Source organism: Klebsiella sp. CN_Kp113 (assembly GCF_040064585.1).
Classification (GTDB): Bacteria; Pseudomonadota; Gammaproteobacteria; order Enterobacterales; family Enterobacteriaceae; genus Klebsiella; species Klebsiella michiganensis.
This window is the reverse complement of the sequence record NZ_JBEAID010000016.1, coordinates 46,412-61,527: the sequence shown is the minus strand read 5'-3', so window position 1 is coordinate 61,527 and position 15,116 is coordinate 46,412. Positions and strand designations below refer to the sequence as shown.

General features: G+C 56.9%; 9 protein-coding genes. 3 read left to right on the top strand and 6 right to left on the bottom strand.

Annotated elements, in window-relative coordinates:
* The first annotated feature begins 13 nt into the window (after window positions 1–13).
* The gene (locus ABLV30_RS08295) at window positions 14–772 is read left to right on the top strand and encodes a DeoR/GlpR family transcriptional regulator (RefSeq protein ID WP_004106478.1); all 759 of its coding nucleotides are present in this window, start codon (window positions 14–16) and stop codon (window positions 770–772) included.
* A gap of 165 nt (window positions 773–937) precedes the next feature.
* Here ABLV30_RS08295 and malT read toward each other — a convergent pair whose 3' ends face one another.
* Entirely contained in the window at window positions 938–3,643 is a 2,706-nt protein-coding gene (gene malT, locus ABLV30_RS08290; RefSeq protein WP_014227069.1) for an HTH-type transcriptional regulator MalT, read from the bottom strand.
* 619 nt (window positions 3,644–4,262) lie between these two features.
* Between malT and malP the strand changes: the two genes are divergently transcribed.
* Together malP and malQ are read left to right on the top strand one after the other, a co-directional pair.
* Window positions 4,263–6,653 (top strand): maltodextrin phosphorylase, encoded by a 2,391-nt coding sequence (gene malP, locus ABLV30_RS08285; protein ID WP_049070359.1) that lies wholly within the window; start codon window positions 4,263–4,265, stop codon window positions 6,651–6,653.
* 10 nt (window positions 6,654–6,663) lie between these two features.
* A complete protein-coding gene (malQ, locus tag ABLV30_RS08280) occupies window positions 6,664–8,757 on the top strand; it encodes a 4-alpha-glucanotransferase (RefSeq protein WP_025107848.1) in 2,094 nt (697 codons plus the stop codon).
* A gap of 60 nt (window positions 8,758–8,817) precedes the next feature.
* Here malQ and pckA read toward each other — a convergent pair whose 3' ends face one another.
* The 5 genes from pckA to ABLV30_RS08255 all read right to left on the bottom strand — a co-directional run bounded on the left by pckA (window position 8,818) and on the right by ABLV30_RS08255 (window position 14,967).
* A complete protein-coding gene (gene pckA / locus ABLV30_RS08275; RefSeq protein WP_265801981.1) occupies window positions 8,818–10,440 on the bottom strand; it encodes a phosphoenolpyruvate carboxykinase (ATP) in 1,623 nt (540 codons plus the stop codon).
* Window positions 10,441–10,788: 348 nt separating this feature from the next.
* On the bottom strand, window positions 10,789–11,673 hold the full coding sequence (hslO, locus tag ABLV30_RS08270) for an Hsp33 family molecular chaperone HslO (protein WP_160741635.1): 885 nt from the start codon (window positions 11,671–11,673) through the stop codon (window positions 10,789–10,791).
* Between the two features lie 18 nt (window positions 11,674–11,691).
* Complete coding sequence (gene hslR / locus ABLV30_RS08265) at window positions 11,692–12,093, bottom strand: ribosome-associated heat shock protein Hsp15 (RefSeq protein WP_014227064.1); 402 nt, start codon at window positions 12,091–12,093, stop codon at window positions 11,692–11,694.
* An 11-nt stretch (window positions 12,094–12,104) separates the two neighbouring features.
* Window positions 12,105–12,776, bottom strand: coding sequence for a GMP/IMP nucleotidase (yrfG, locus tag ABLV30_RS08260; RefSeq protein ID WP_265801979.1), 672 nt, complete (start codon window positions 12,774–12,776; stop codon window positions 12,105–12,107).
* A gap of 61 nt (window positions 12,777–12,837) precedes the next feature.
* Window positions 12,838–14,967, bottom strand: a complete 2,130-nt coding sequence (locus tag ABLV30_RS08255) for an intracellular growth attenuator family protein (protein WP_046877919.1) — start codon at window positions 14,965–14,967, stop codon at window positions 12,838–12,840.
* Between the last annotated feature and the right edge of the window lie 149 nt (window positions 14,968–15,116).

Below are 15,116 nucleotides of genomic sequence, written 5' to 3'. Positions count from 1 at the left end.
CCAGGGATATTTCATGAAACAAACACAACGTCATGACGCGATTATCGAGCTGGTAAAAAAACAGGGATACGTCAGTACCGAGGAGCTTGTCGAGCAGTTTGCCGTCAGCCCGCAGACCATTCGCCGCGATCTGAATGATTTAGCCGATCAGAAAATGATTCTGCGTCATCACGGCGGCGCTGCGCTACCGTCCAGCTCGGTGAATACGTCCTGGCACGACAGAAAATCGACCCAGACCCAGGAAAAAGAGCGCATCGCCCGCAAGGTGGCGAGCGAAATCCCCGATGGCGCGACGCTGTTTATCGATATCGGTACCACGCCGGAAGCGGTGGCCCACGCGCTGCTTAACCATAACGATCTGCGCATCGTCACCAATAACCTCAACGTCGCCAATACGCTGATGGTGAAAGAGGACTTCCGCATTATCCTGGCCGGCGGCGAGCTGCGCAGCCGGGATGGCGGTATTATCGGTGAGGCCACCCTGGACTTTATCTCCCAGTTTCGCCTTGATTTCGGCATTCTCGGCATCAGCGGTATCGACAGCGATGGCTCGCTGCTGGAGTTCGACTACCACGAAGTTCGCACCAAACGGGCGATTATTGAAAACTCCCGCCACGTGATGCTGGTCGTTGACCATTCTAAATTTGGCCGTAATGCGATGGTCAACATGGGCAGCATCAGTATGGTTGATGCGGTCTACACCGATGTGATGCCGCCCGCCGGCGTACTGAAGGTGATTACCGATAACAACCTTCAGCTGGAGCTGTGCTGAACCTTTAGCATTTCCGGGTCATGCCAGAGCGTTGCTCCGCCTGACGCGCGCGATTGATGGCGTGATGTTGATGAGTGACAGGATTATCTCCGCCGCCAGGCGGAGGGAAACCTGCCGCCGGCGATGACGTAACGGTTATGTTGCCTGAAGCGAGCCGATAGCGGCTTAAACCCCGTATCCCATCATTTTCAACAGCTGCTGGGCATGCTGAACGGCATCCTGGCGGTGCGCCACGCCCAGCTTCTGATACAAGTTACGGATATGCGTTTTAATCGTAGTGGCGGCCACGTCCAGCTCACCGGCGATCTGCTCGTTGCTGTAGCCGGAATAGATAAGTCCCAGGACCTGCCATTCGCGCTGGGTCAGCGGGCTGGTGCGGATAAGCTCCGGCACTTCCGGGTGGTTCAGCAGCCGTTCGACGAAGCTCTCGTCAAAGTGGGCGAACTTATGCCGATGATGCTGGTTGATATCGCGCAGAATACGCTGGGCGCGGTGCTGCTCCAGCTCCGGCAGCGTATTGAGCTGAATCAGCTGGCGCAGCTGCTGCGCCATCGCTTCGCCTTCAATGACAAAATGATTAATAAACCCGGTGCGGTTAGCGAGGGTGAGCGCTTCCAGCAGCGCTTTTTGCGCTTCGCTCTTACGCCCGGCCTGCCAGTAGAGCTGGTTGAGCAGCAGCAGGTTGCGGTTCAGGTCGCTCATCAAACGCAGCGAGCGGGCGTTATCGTTTAGCTCTTCCAGCACCATCTCGGCGGAATCAAAATCGCCGAGCAGGATCTGCGCGCGGGCGATATTGCGCCACTGGCTCTGCAAGAAATGGTTGTTAGCGAATTCCGGTTTTGGCGTCTGGCGCAGCCAGTTTGCCGCGGCGGCTTTATCGCCGATCATCTGCCAGTAGATCACCCGGACTTTGTCGGCATTGGATACCCAGTCGCTATGGTAATGGCCGTTGCCAAGCAGATTTTCCAGGCGATTCAAATGGCTGCGGGCGTTATCCAGGTCGCCCCGCGCCAGCGAGCACTGTACCATCAGCGTCAGGCACTGCAGCTGCTGCTGCGGCTGATAGGAGGAAAGCACGTTCATGCCGCTGCGCGCGGAGGTCTCCGCTTCATCCAGCCGCGCCCAGGCCCACAGCAGCTGGGAGCGAATCCGCAGCAGGAACTCGTGCATCGGCAGCTGCTCAAGGTGCTGTTCGCGAATCAGCTGGAACGCTTTTTCCTGAATTTCCCAGGCGGCCTGCAGGAAACCCTGCGCAAAGAGGATTTCGCTTTGCTGGATCATGCTCCATAACGCGTAGTGCCAGACGTCATGACGGCGGGCCATCTGTTCCGTCTGCTGCATGACCGCCAGCGATTTGCTCAGCTGGCCTTTGCAGTGCAGAACTTCACCGTGTACGGATGTGGCAACGATACGGCTGTAGTAGCTGGCCAGCGGCAGTTCATCAAGGGCCACCATCGCCAGGCGCTCGGCTTCGTCCTGATCGCCTGCGTTGATCGCCACCTGGGCGCGCAGGGCGTTGAAATCCCCGTGCATGGCGGTGTCCATTTCCGTATCCATCTCCTGCTCGGCGCGCGCCAGCAGGGTATTCACTTCGCTATAGCGGTGCTGGCTCTGCATCAGCCAGGCCTGCAAAAGAATTAAACGCGGGTTTTCCAGCAGGTTTGACCACGGCAGCGCGGCGAGGGACTGCTCCAGCAAACTCAGTTCGCTGTGGTTAAACATGCCCCACGCGTGGTTGAGCAGAATATCGCGCAGCATTTTGGCGTCACCCGCGGCCAGGGCGTGGTGAATGGCTTCGCTCGGGAAGCCTTGCGCCATCCAGCTTTCTGCCGCGGCACGGTGAATTTCCGGCAGCTCAACCGCCAGCTCCCACTGGCAGCGCTGGCGCAGGAAGTTGCCGAACAGCGGATGGTAGCGGAACCATTCGCCGGAATCGTCCATCCGCTGCAGGAATAAGCCCTGACGTTCAATTTCTTCCAGCTGCATCTGGCCATTCTCTTCGCCGGTAACGCGGACGATGAGCGCATCGTTCATTGAACGCAGTAGCGAACTTTTCAGCAGGAAATTACGCGTCCGCGGGTCCACGTTATCCAGCACCTCATCGACCAGATAGTCAGAAAGATGGCTGGCGTTAATGCCGGCAAGACGACGAGCGGAGTGGTGGGCGGAAGTATTGTTCTGGCGCGCCGAGAGGGCAATCAGCTGTAGCGCGGTGGCCCAGCCGGCAACATCGTCGCACAGCCTTTTGCTGTCGTCGGCCTCAATGGGCGAACTGAGACGACAGTCGAAAAACTGCTTGGCTTCCTGATGGGTAAAAGCCAACTGCTGGCTGCCGATTTCCAGCAGCTGATCGCGCACGCGCAGGTTGGCGATACCCAGCTGCGGCAGATTACGCGACAGCACCACCAGCGTCATATTTTCTGGCTGATGGCGGAGGAAGAAACGCATTGCGTCATGAATTACCGGATTGCTGATCAGATGGTAATCATCAATCACCAGGAACAGCGGGCGCTGCCAGTCGGCCAGTTCAATAAACAGTTGTGCGAAGAGGGAAGGCAGGCTGGCGTACTGGCGCTTTTGCACCATCGCTTCGCTGGCCGCGCAGTGGCCGCCGGTTGCCTGTTGAACGGCGGCGATAAGATAGCTGGCAAAACGCTCCTGTTGGTTATCGCCTTCATCCAGGGAGAACCAGCCGAGATCGTTTTTCCCCGCCGCCCATTGAGACACGAGCGTGGTCTTACCGTAGCCAGCCGGGCTGGTCACCAACGCGAGACGATAATTGTTCGCGCCGGAAAGTTTCGCCAGCAATCGCTCACGAACCACAGTGTGTTCAAGGCGGACCGGGCGACTTAATTTAGACGGAATCAACATAGTTCTTCATTTCGCTGTGCAAGGGAGGAGTTGCGAATTTTTTTGCGCTTCGTAATTAATATCCAATAAGGTCGGCCATAATGAATTTTATTGCAAGTTATGTCCGAGTTTTATGCTCTTGAATTTGCTCTATGTCACAAATTTGGACATAGAGAGAAATTCACAGAAATCCGCGTCAGCGTGCGCGGTTATTGGGATTGCGCAGGTTACAGGCACGATAAGCTAATCTTTTATTACAAAATTAGTAGCTGTTTGTTTTTAATAAAATATTATCAGCGAAATCTTATAAGTCATCTTTTTGAGCTATTTCTACATTAAAGTACGTTTATTCCCCTGATATTTACTTTTATTTGGCAATATTTACACAACGGCATTTCGCTTGCTTTTATCGTCCTGGCTTGTAACAAAATTTTGAGCGCCAGGCGGGCCGGTTTGTTGTTTCGGTATGGCGAATTTTGCAGCATAATTTTTGCCGGTAGGCTAACGTAATAGTGGCCACGATCACACTTTTCGCTCATCCCTGCTACTCCTCCCCGGCTAATCCCTGGCGGGATGAGGACGCGACTCCGGGAGGTCGGCACACTAACGCTAACGTTTTAGTAAAGGACCCGGATTACTTATGTCACAGACTTCTTTTAACAAAGCTCAGTTTCAGGCTGCACTGACGCGTCAGTGGCAGCATTTTGGTTTACAGTCCGCTTCCGAGATGACCCAGCGTCAGTGGTGGCGCGCCGTTAGCGGTGCGCTGTCCGAGCTGTTGTCGGCTCAGCCGGTAGCAAAAGCGGCCGAAGGGCAGCGCCACGTAAACTATATCTCCATGGAGTTTTTGATCGGTCGCCTGACCGGCAACAACCTGCTTAACCTTGGCTGGTATCAGCAGGTCAGCGATGAGCTTCAGGCCCACGACATTAATTTGACCGACCTGCTGGAAGAGGAAATCGACCCGGGTCTGGGCAACGGCGGTCTTGGCCGTCTGGCGGCTTGTTTCCTTGATTCAATGGCTACCGTTGGCCAGTCGGCGACCGGCTACGGCCTGAACTACCAGTACGGTCTGTTCCGCCAGTCTTTCGCTGACGGCCAGCAGATGGAAGCGCCGGATGACTGGGGGCGTAATAGCTACCCGTGGTTCCGCCACAACGAAGCGCTGGACGTGCAGGTTGGCCTCGGCGGTAAAGTGACCAAAAGCGGTGAGTGGATACCGGCATTCGTGATTACCGGCGAAGCCTGGGATCTGCCGGTGCTGGGCTACCGCAACAACGTGGCTCAGCCGCTGCGCCTGTGGCAGGCTAAGCACGCGCATCCGTTTAACCTGACCAAATTCAACGACGGCGATTTCCTGCGTGCCGAACAGCAGGGCATTGACGCCGAAAAACTGACGAAAGTTCTCTACCCGAACGATAACCATCAGGCGGGTAAAAAACTGCGTCTGATGCAGCAGTACTTCCAGTGCGCCTGCTCGGTTGCCGATATTCTGCGTCGCCACCATCTGGCGGGCCGCAAGCTGGCGGAGCTGGCGGATTATGAAGTCATCCAGCTTAACGATACTCACCCGACGATTGCGATTCCGGAACTGCTGCGCGTGCTGATTGATGAGCATCAGCTGAGCTGGGACGACGCCTGGGCGATTACCAGCAAAACCTTCGCGTATACCAACCACACCCTGATGCCGGAAGCGCTGGAGTGCTGGGATGAGAAGCTGGTGAAAGCGCTTCTGCCGCGCCACATGCAGATCATCAAACAGATTAACGACCGCTTTAAAACGCTGGTGGATAAAACCTGGCCGGGCGATAAGCAGGTATGGGCGAAACTGGCGGTGGTGCACGATAAACAGGTTCGCATGGCGAACATGTGCGTGGTGAGCGGCTTTGCGGTTAACGGCGTTGCCGCGCTGCACTCCGACCTGGTGGTGAAAGATCTGTTCCCGGAATATCACCAGCTGTGGCCGAATAAATTCCATAACGTCACCAACGGTATTACCCCGCGCCGCTGGATCAAACAGTGCAACCCGGCTCTGGCCGCGCTGCTGGATAAAACCCTGAAGAAAGAGTGGGCCAACGATCTCGACCAGCTGATCAATCTCGAAAAATATGCCGATGACGCGAAGTTCCGTCAGACGTATCGCGACATTAAGCTGGCCAACAAGGTTCGTCTGGCGGAGTTTGTGAAGCGGCGTACCGGTATCGAGATTAATCCGCAGGCGATTTTCGATATCCAGATTAAACGTCTGCACGAGTACAAACGTCAGCACCTCAACCTGCTGAACATCCTCGCGCAGTACAAAGAAATCCGCGAGAACCCGCAGACGGACCGCGTACCGCGCGTGTTCCTGTTCGGTGCGAAAGCGGCGCCGGGCTACTACCTGGCGAAGAATATTATCTGGGCGATCAACAAGGTTGCCGCAGCGATCAATAACGATCCGCTGGTTGGCGATAAGCTGAAAGTGGTATTCCTGCCGGACTACTGCGTCTCGGCGGCGGAAATGCTGATCCCGGCGGCGGATGTCTCCGAGCAGATCTCTACGGCGGGCAAAGAGGCCTCCGGTACTGGCAATATGAAGCTGGCGCTGAACGGCGCGCTGACCGTGGGAACCCTGGACGGGGCGAACGTGGAAATCGCTGAGCAGGTGGGCGACGAAAACATCTTTATCTTCGGTCATACCGTGGAAGAAGTGAAAGCGCTGAAGGCCAAAGGCTACGATCCGCTGAAATGGCGTAAGAAAGACAAGCTGCTGGACGCGGTGCTGAAAGAGCTGGAGAGCGGCAAATATAGCGATGGCGATAAGCATGCCTTTGACCAGATGCTGCATAGCCTGCTGAAAGGCGGCGATCCGTACCTGGTGCTGGCTGATTTTGAAGCCTACGTGGCGGCGCAGAAGCAGGTTGATGCGCTGTATCGCGACCAGGAGGCCTGGACGCGCGCAGCGATCCTGAACACCGCGCGCTGCGGCATGTTCAGCTCCGACCGCTCGATTCGCGATTATCAGCAACGTATCTGGCAGGCAAAACGCTAAGGACAGGCCTATGGAGACTAAACGCCTTGATAACGCTGCCCTGGCGGCGGGAATAAGCCCAAGCTACATCAACGCTCATGGAAAGCCGCAGTCCATTGCTGCGGTGACCAAGCAGCGGCTGCTTGATGCGATGCATCGTACAGCGACCGCCGTGAAGGCGGCGGTTAACCCGCTGCCTGCGGTACAGGTGTTCACCTACGGCAAAAAGATGTCTCTGCCGGTGGCGGGCCAGGGGGAGTTCCACTGGATCCTCACCACCGAAGAAGGGAAACAGTATCAGGGCCAGGCGCGCGGCGGTGAAACGCTGCCGCTGCCGGCAAGATTGCCGGAAGGGTACCACACGCTGACGCTGACTCAGGACGGCGACCGCTGGCACTGCCGGGTCATCGTCGCGCCCGCGCGCTGCTACGAACCGCAGGCGCTGAAGGATGGCAAGAAGCTGTGGGGAACCTGCGTACAGCTGTATACGCTGCGCTCGGAGAAGAACTGGGGGATTGGCGACTTCGGCGATTTACGCGCGATGCTGCCGGAAATCGCCCGCCGCGGCGGTGCGTTTATCGGGCTTAACCCGATCCACGCGCTCTATCCGGCTAATCCGGAGAGCGCCAGTCCGTACAGCCCCTCTTCACGCCGCTGGCTCAACGTTATCTATATTGATGTCAATGCGGTAGAGGATTTCCGACACAGTAAAGAGGCGCAGAAATGGTGGCAATCACCGGCTACGCAGCAGGCCCTACAGGCCGCGCGTCAGACCGATGATGTTGACTACACCGCCGTGACCGCCCTTAAGCTCACTGCACTGCGCATGGCCTGGAAAGGTTTTTCCGCACGTAACGATGAGACGACGGCGGAGTTCCGTCAGTTTGTGGCGCGCGAGGGGGAAAGCCTGTACTGGCAGGCGGCGTTTGACGCGCTGCACGCCTGGCAGGTTAAGCAGGATCCGCTGCGCTGGGGCTGGCCCGCGTGGCCGAAGGCTTATCAGGATACCGATAGCCCGGAGGTTAAAGCGTTCTGCACCGAACACGCCGATGAGGTGAATTTTTACCTGTGGCTGCAGTGGCTCGCTTTCACTCAGTTTGCCGAATGCTGGCATACCAGCCAGAACGACGCTATGCCGATCGGCCTGTATCGCGACCTGGCGGTGGGCGTTGCGGAAGGCGGGGCGGAAACCTGGTGCGATCGCGAGCTGTACTGCCTGAAAGCTTCCGTCGGCGCGCCGCCGGATATCCTGGGCCCGCTGGGACAAAACTGGGGCCTGCCGCCGATGGATCCGCATATCATCGTGGCGCGCGCCTATGAGCCGTTTGTCGAACTGCTGCGCGCCAACATGCAAAACTGCGGGGCGCTGCGCATCGATCACGTGATGTCGGTGCTGCGTTTGTGGTGGATCCCTTACGGTGAAACGGCCGATCACGGCGCCTATGTACAGTATCCGGTCGACGATCTGTTGTCGATTCTGGCGCTGGAGAGTAAGCGTCATCGCTGTATGGTGATCGGCGAGGATCTGGGAACCGTACCGGTAGAGATCGTCGGTAAACTGCGTAAAAGCGGCGTTTACTCTTACAAAGTGCTCTATTTCGAAAATGACCACGAGAAGACTTTCCGTGCGCCGAAGGCGTATCCGGAGCAATCAATGGCTGTGGCTACGACGCATGACCTGCCAACGCTGCGCGGCTACTGGGAAAGCGGCGACCTGACGCTGGGTAAATCGCTTGGCCTGTATCCGGATGCGGTGGTACTGCGCGGACTGTATCAGGACCGCGAGCGGGCGAAGCAGGGGCTGCTGGACGCTCTGCACCGCTACGGCTGTCTGCCGAAGCGTACCGGGCACAAAGCGTCGCTGATGGCGATGACGTCGACCCTCAATCGTGGAATGCAGCGCTATATTGCCGACAGCAACAGCGCCCTGCTGGGCCTGCAGCCGGAAGACTGGCTGGAGATGGCCGAGCCGGTCAATATTCCGGGCACCAGCACGGAGTATCCAAACTGGCGTCGCAAGCTCTCCACCACCCTCGAGGCGATGTTTGCCGATGAGCAGGTGAATAAGCTGCTTAAGGATCTGGATAAGCGGCGTAAGGCGGCGAGTAAGAAGAAGCCAGCGTGATGTCAACGCGATAAAAAAGCCGGGAAGCGATTCCCGGCTTTTTCATTTCTGCGGACCCGATTAGCGTTTCGGCCCCGCGGCCACCAGCGCAGCGCCCGCCGGCGTATCGGTGTACTTCTCGAAGTTCTCGATAAACAGCTTCGCCAGCTGTTCCGCTTTCTCCTGCCACTGCTCCGGCGATCCGTAGGTGTTGCGCGGGTCAAGGATATGGGTATCCACGCCGGGAAGCTCGGTCGGGATCTGCAGCTCAAACATCGGCAGAGTGAAGGTTTCGGCGTTGTCCAGCGAACCATCAAGAATGGCGTCGATAATGGCGCGAGTATCTTTGATAGAGATACGTTTACCGGTACCGTTCCAGCCGGTGTTGACCAGATAGGCCTGCGCGCCGGACGCCTGCATGCGTTTCACCAGCACTTCCGCATACTGCGTCGGGTGCAGCGACAGGAACGCCGCGCCAAAGCAGGCGGAGAAGGTTGGCGTCGGCTCCGTAACGCCGCGCTCGGTACCTGCCAGTTTGGCGGTGAAGCCAGACAGGAAATGGTACTGGGTCTGGTCGGCGGTCAGGCGAGAAACCGGCGGCAGGACGCCAAAGGCGTCGGCGGTCAGGAAGATAACCTTGTTGGCATGACCGGCCTTAGAGATCGGCTTAACGATGTTCTCGATATGGTTGATCGGATAAGAGACGCGGGTGTTTTCGGTCTTCGAACCGTCGTTAAAATCGACGGTGCCGTCGGCCAGCACCACCACGTTCTCCAGCAGCGCATCGCGGCGAATCGCATGGTAGATATCCGGCTCCGCGGCTTCGGAAAGCTTAATGGTCTTGGCGTAGCAGCCGCCTTCGAAGTTGAAGACCCCGTCGTCATCCCAGCCGTGTTCGTCATCGCCAATCAGACGGCGTTTCGGATCGGTAGAGAGGGTGGTCTTGCCGGTACCGGAAAGGCCGAAGAAGATGGCGACATCCTCTTTTTCCCCTACGTTGGCGGAGCAGTGCATGGAGGCGATGCCCTTCAGCGGCAGCAGGTAGTTCATGATCGAGAACATCCCTTTTTTCATTTCGCCGCCGTACCAGGTGCCGCCGATGAGCTGAATGCGCTCGGTCAGGTTGAACGCGACGAAGTTCTCGGAGTTCAGACCTTGTTCTTTCCACTGCGGGTTGGTGCACTTGGCGCCGTTCATCACGATGAAGTCCGGTTTGAAGTTTGCCAGCTCTTCATCGCCTGGTCGGATAAACATGTTCTTCACGAAATGCGCCTGCCAGGCGACTTCGGTAATAAAGCGGACGCTCAGACGGGTGTCGGCATTGGCGCCGCAGAAGGCGTCAACGATAAACAGACGCTTGCCGGAGAGCTGGCGGGTCACCAGCCCCTTCAGGTGCTGCCACGTTTCCTCAGAGAGCGGCTTGTTGTCGTTCTTGCCTTTGCCTTTATCAGCCCACCACACCGTATCGCGGGTGGTGTCGTCACGAACGATATACTTATCTTTTGGAGAACGGCCGGTAAAAATACCGGTATCTACGGCGATTGCACCAAGATTTGTTAATACGCCACGTTCATAGCCTTCCAGATTGGGGGCGAGCTCTTCTTCATACAAAGTATCGTAGCTGGGGTTATGAACGATATCCTGGACGTCATTGATACCATAAGCCTTGAGATCCTGCGGGGTTAAACCATTATTAACGCGCATGTCACTGCTCCTTAGCCAATATGTACTGCTTTAAATTGTAGGGTTTATTACGGGGTATAGACCGCGACCAGGCTCATAGATTTACGTATCTCGACAAACGGCGGACTTACGAAAAACGTTGTGACTCCTGTCACGAGGCGTAGGGGATTATCTCAGGAATTGGGGCATAGTTGGGGGTAGATGTTTCTTAATGGTTAAAAAGTAATTAAAAAAACTGTTGAAATGTGAATGTAATCGCTTACCTGAAAGAAAATTACGTAACTCTTTCATGGGGAATCGATTCACCACGCGCAGAAAAAGCATTGACGCCAGGCGCGAAAAGGGAAACCGCGCCTGACGAAGCGATGATTAGTGGAGCTGCGGGTCGGCCGGGGAGGCGTTGTTACGAATTTCGGCAATATCCATCGCATTAAAGATGTAGTGATTACCGCAGTAGTCGCAGTGCATATCGATTTCACCTTCATCGGCCAGGATGCTATCGATCTCCTCATCCGGCAGCGTTTTCAGCGCGCCGGCGCAGCGCTCGCGAGAGCAGGTGCATTTAAACTCGACGTTCTGCGGCTCGTAAACGGTGACTTCTTCTTCGTGATACAAGCGCCAGAGCACATCGTTCGCTGGCAGGGTAAACAGCTCTTCAGCTTTGATGGTCTCAGTCAGGGTGCTCAGATGTTCGAAATCCGCCGCCTGTGCGTCCTGCGCCGGCAGAACCTGCAGCAGCATGCCGCCGGCCATCGGTTTACCGTCGTGTTCGCCGCTACGAATGATCAGTCGGGTCGGCAGCTGTTCGGAGCGCTGGAAGTAATCTTCGAGGCAGGCCGCAAGGGTATCGCCCTCGAGGCCGACCACGCCCTGATAGCGCTCGCCCTCTTCCGGAGAGATGGTAATGACCAGATATCCGTTACCGACCATGGTTTTCAGGTCCGCCCCTTCCGGGATCTCGCCCTGGACGCGGGCTACACCGCGCATCTGCTGCTGGTTGTTGCCGTTGATCACCGCCAGCGACAGCGGGCCATCGCCCTGCAGCTGAACGGTAATATCGCCGGCGAACTTCAGCGTGGCGGTCAGCAGGCTGGTGGCAACCAGCAGTTCCGCCAGCACGGTTTTCACCGGCTGCGGGTAGCTATGGTTGGTCAGAATCTGTTCTAAAGTTTCTGAAACGGTTACCAGCTCACCGCGTACGGCATAGTTTTCAAACAGATAGCGGTGTAATTGATCGTGTTGAGTCATAATCATCTCTCTTGCGGGCCACAGTTATTCACTATCGCCGTGTTTAAATCTCATCAGGTCGCGGCGCTCTTTCTTATCCGGTCGCCTGTCGGGATGCGGCATGGTTAACGCGTTCATCTTCCGCGCCAGCGCCATTTTCTCGCGTTTCTCGATGCTCTCCGCCGTCTCTTCATAAAGCGCGACGGCTTCACTGGCGGGTCTGCGCTGTTCGGTAATGCCCTTTACCACGATGGTTCGTTCGTCATTACCCTGGCGAAGCAGCAGGGTCGCGTTCAGCTCGACCACTTTGCCCGGCTTACTGCGTTGTCCGTTATAGTGCACCTTGCCGCCTTCAATCATCTCGCGCGCCAGCGCACGGGTTTTATAAATGCGGGCCGCCCACAGCCATTTGTCCAGCCTGACGGCTTCGACGGGTTTTTCTTTCATGGCCTCTCCTGTTATAGGGTCAGCGAGGGGATCAGATGCCAGTAGTCATTCAACCCCGGATGGCGAGCGTAGCTTTTTTCCGCCAGCCCGGAGTCGGGATTGGTGATACCGAGGCAATAGCGGATGCCGTACTCCGCCGCCGCGTCCAGAATCGCCTCGTTATCGTCGACGAAGAGCGTATTACGCGCGTCGAAGCCGGTTTCTTCAGCCACGGCGTGCCACAGCCGCTGATCTTCTTTCGGATAACCAAATGTGTGGGTGGAAAGCAATAAATCAAGGTGTGCATCCAGCCCGGTGTGCTTTAGCTTCACCGCCAGATTATGCGGATGGGCGTTGGTCAGCAAAATCCGCCGTTTGCCGCTGTTTTTTAGCGCCTCGAGGAACGGCACGGTATCTTCACGCAGCGCGGCCCTTGGCCCCTGCTCGCTGGTCATCGCGCAAATATCCAAACCCAGGCGCTCGCTCCAGTAGTCCAGGCAGTACCAGTTTAGCGTATGTTGCACCGCGTGGTACTCCTGGCGCATTGCGTCCCTGGCTTCCTGCAGGTTGAGACCCCGCGAGGCGCCCCAGGTTTCCGGCACCAGTTTTTGCCAGAAGTAGTTGTCGAAGGCGAGGTCGAGCAGCGTGCCGTCCATATCCAGCAGAACGGTATCAACCTCCTGCCAGGCGATATCAAAATGCATGGTGAGTCTCCAGCGAGGGGGAAATTGCGCGACAGGGTATCATACCCGGTCGCGCAGAAAATTATTCTTGCGGTTCCGGCGAGGAAAGGAGATCCGGATTCAGGCAGCTTTCGTAGTATTTCTGAATCTCTTCCTGACGCTGGCGATGGCGCTGATAGCGACGAAAAGCCTGGAGGCCGTGATACGCCGTGCAGCCCAGCATGGTCAGCAGCAGCAGAGTGGTGCCGAGATAGCGCCACAGACCGGTGCGATCGGGAATACGATGCAGGTTGATGTGCTGCGTCCCGTTGGCATCGGTATAAAGATTGGTGACGATGCCTTCTGCCTGGAACGGCGTGTGCATTAACATGCCCGCCAGGCGCTGCAGTTCGCTCCACTGCTGGTGTGCAGGGAAGTCGTATAACCCGGTGCCTGGCCATGGCTGATTCACCAGGTCGCTGCCTTCATCGCTGGCAATCAGGAAACCGCCGGGCGCCGGGCTATTCAGCGCCTGCGCCGCGCGCGAGGTTTCACGGCTGATGAACGGGGCGGTGGAGGTGGTGACCAGATTCTCCAGCGACTCCGCGCTTACCGGGCGTAACAGGACGTTGACGCCATCCAGCTTACCCGCGTTTGCGCGTTTGGTCAGGGTTTCCCAGTTGCGGGTATTACCGAGGTTAACCAGCGCATTCTTCAAACGAACGCAATCGTCTTTCGCAGAGCACAGGTCGTTAGTTTTGGTGACGATATCGCCAAAGTCATCCAGCAGCACCATGCCTGACTTCTGAATGGCGGAACGCAGCGCCGGGCTGACGCGCGAATCGTCATCGGATTCGGGATGGAGCTGGCGCTGAACGGTCTGCATCAGGGCGGTGGCCTTACTGACGATATCTGACTCCGGCAGCGGCAGGGGAGGGGCATCATTCCAGACGATTTGTGAACAATCGAACGGCATAAACGGCGAGTTCTCTTTTGCCGTCCAGGCGCCCGGCGAGTGGATGTTGCACATTCCAGTGCCTTTCAGGCGCAGCGTGTCGCCGATGCGAATCTTTGACTTCTCCAGCTGGGCAACCGTCGTGGCTTCGATAGTTTGTGCGCCCTTGAGCCATGAAAGGGTGAATTTAAAGGGCATATTCAGCGGTACGCTGGCCCACAGCATCACGACGACCAGCAGCGCGCCCAGGGCGATAATCGCGCTGCGGAGCCAGTACTGAAGCGGGAAGTTTTTAACCTCATCATGTAGCGACAGGAAGCGCCCCTGGCGGACAACGTGGCGGCTAAGATAGATGTCGATATCCGTTTGTTGGCCGAGGTCCTGCGCGATCCACGGCTGCCAGTGGCGCGGGTAGATAAGATCGATAATACCGAGGGAAATATTATTGATATGTTCCTGGTCGTTTTCACCAAACAGCCCCCAGCGTTTAGGCATGCCGCGCAGGCAGTGAATTTCCCGCAGCGATGTTTTACGTGGGGGGGCGTAAATACCCCATATGCCCGCAAGCAGGAGAAGCAACCCGCCGCCCAGTAGCCAGGGGGAAAAAACGTTGGGAGTCATCAGGCTGCAATAAAACAGCAGGAAAGCGGTGACCACCAGGATGGCTTCGCGCAGACCGTCAGGGCGGCTGAGCGCGTACTCTTCAGGGGTTTCCGGGCGGATGTTCAGCAGCTCAATTTGTTCGCTCTCTTCTCCGCGGATGGAAGCCTGAGGCACGGAGGATTTTTCAAGCGCCAACCCTCTGGACTCGTGCGGGTAGTCGCTGAGAGTTTGCCCGTTGAGAGCAATCACCAGCGGCAGGCTATCGGTGGAGATTAATTCGACGCTGTTTTCATCATTGATGTGTTGTTCCCAGAAGGGGGGAAGATGAATTTCCACGGAATCAAGGAAGTAGCGCCATTTGTTGAGGTCGTCGGTGGTGATGCCGTAACGAGTGATGGCTCGGGTGACGCTATAAACGGTGCCGCTCTGTTCGTTCAGGGTCAGGTTTACCGGCGCGCTGCTGGCGCCTGATGCCGGCAGCTGCTGGTTGCGGCTGAGACGGTCGAGGTATTTTTCTACGGCGCTGCGCTCTTCATCGGAAAGCTTGCGCGTCGCGGCATCGCTAAAGGCCTGCAGCAGCGGCAGGCGACGACGTCTTGCATGCGTGCGATACCACCACCCGATAAGCAATGCGCAGATTAGCAGAGCTATCAAAAATATCAGAAAGGTGCCCATGCCCATCCCATCATAGTTATTCTTTTCTTACTGGTATCGTCGGTTGCCATTCATCAATGGAGGTAAAACAGCCGTCGCAATCGGCACTCTGTTAAAGCGGGAACATCTCTTATGCAAAGCAGCAGCATACAACCTTATCAAAAACGTTA

What these genes read in the sequence shown, in the direction of transcription:
- ABLV30_RS08295 (WP_004106478.1), top strand. Translation starts at nt 14, where the DNA reads ATGAAACAAACACAACGTCATGACGCGATTATCGAGCTGGTAAAAAAA.
- malT (WP_014227069.1), bottom strand. Translation starts at nt 3,643, where the DNA reads ATGTTGATTCCGTCTAAATTAAGTCGCCCGGTCCGCCTTGAACACACT.
- malP (WP_049070359.1), top strand. Translation starts at nt 4,263, where the DNA reads ATGTCACAGACTTCTTTTAACAAAGCTCAGTTTCAGGCTGCACTGACG.
- malQ (WP_025107848.1), top strand. Translation starts at nt 6,664, where the DNA reads ATGGAGACTAAACGCCTTGATAACGCTGCCCTGGCGGCGGGAATAAGC.
- pckA (WP_265801981.1), bottom strand. Translation starts at nt 10,440, where the DNA reads ATGCGCGTTAATAATGGTTTAACCCCGCAGGATCTCAAGGCTTATGGT.
- hslO (WP_160741635.1), bottom strand. Translation starts at nt 11,673, where the DNA reads ATGATTATGACTCAACACGATCAATTACACCGCTATCTGTTTGAAAAC.
- hslR (WP_014227064.1), bottom strand. Translation starts at nt 12,093, where the DNA reads ATGAAAGAAAAACCCGTCGAAGCCGTCAGGCTGGACAAATGGCTGTGG.
- yrfG (WP_265801979.1), bottom strand. Translation starts at nt 12,776, where the DNA reads ATGCATTTTGATATCGCCTGGCAGGAGGTTGATACCGTTCTGCTGGAT.
- ABLV30_RS08255 (WP_046877919.1), bottom strand. Translation starts at nt 14,967, where the DNA reads ATGGGCACCTTTCTGATATTTTTGATAGCTCTGCTAATCTGCGCATTG.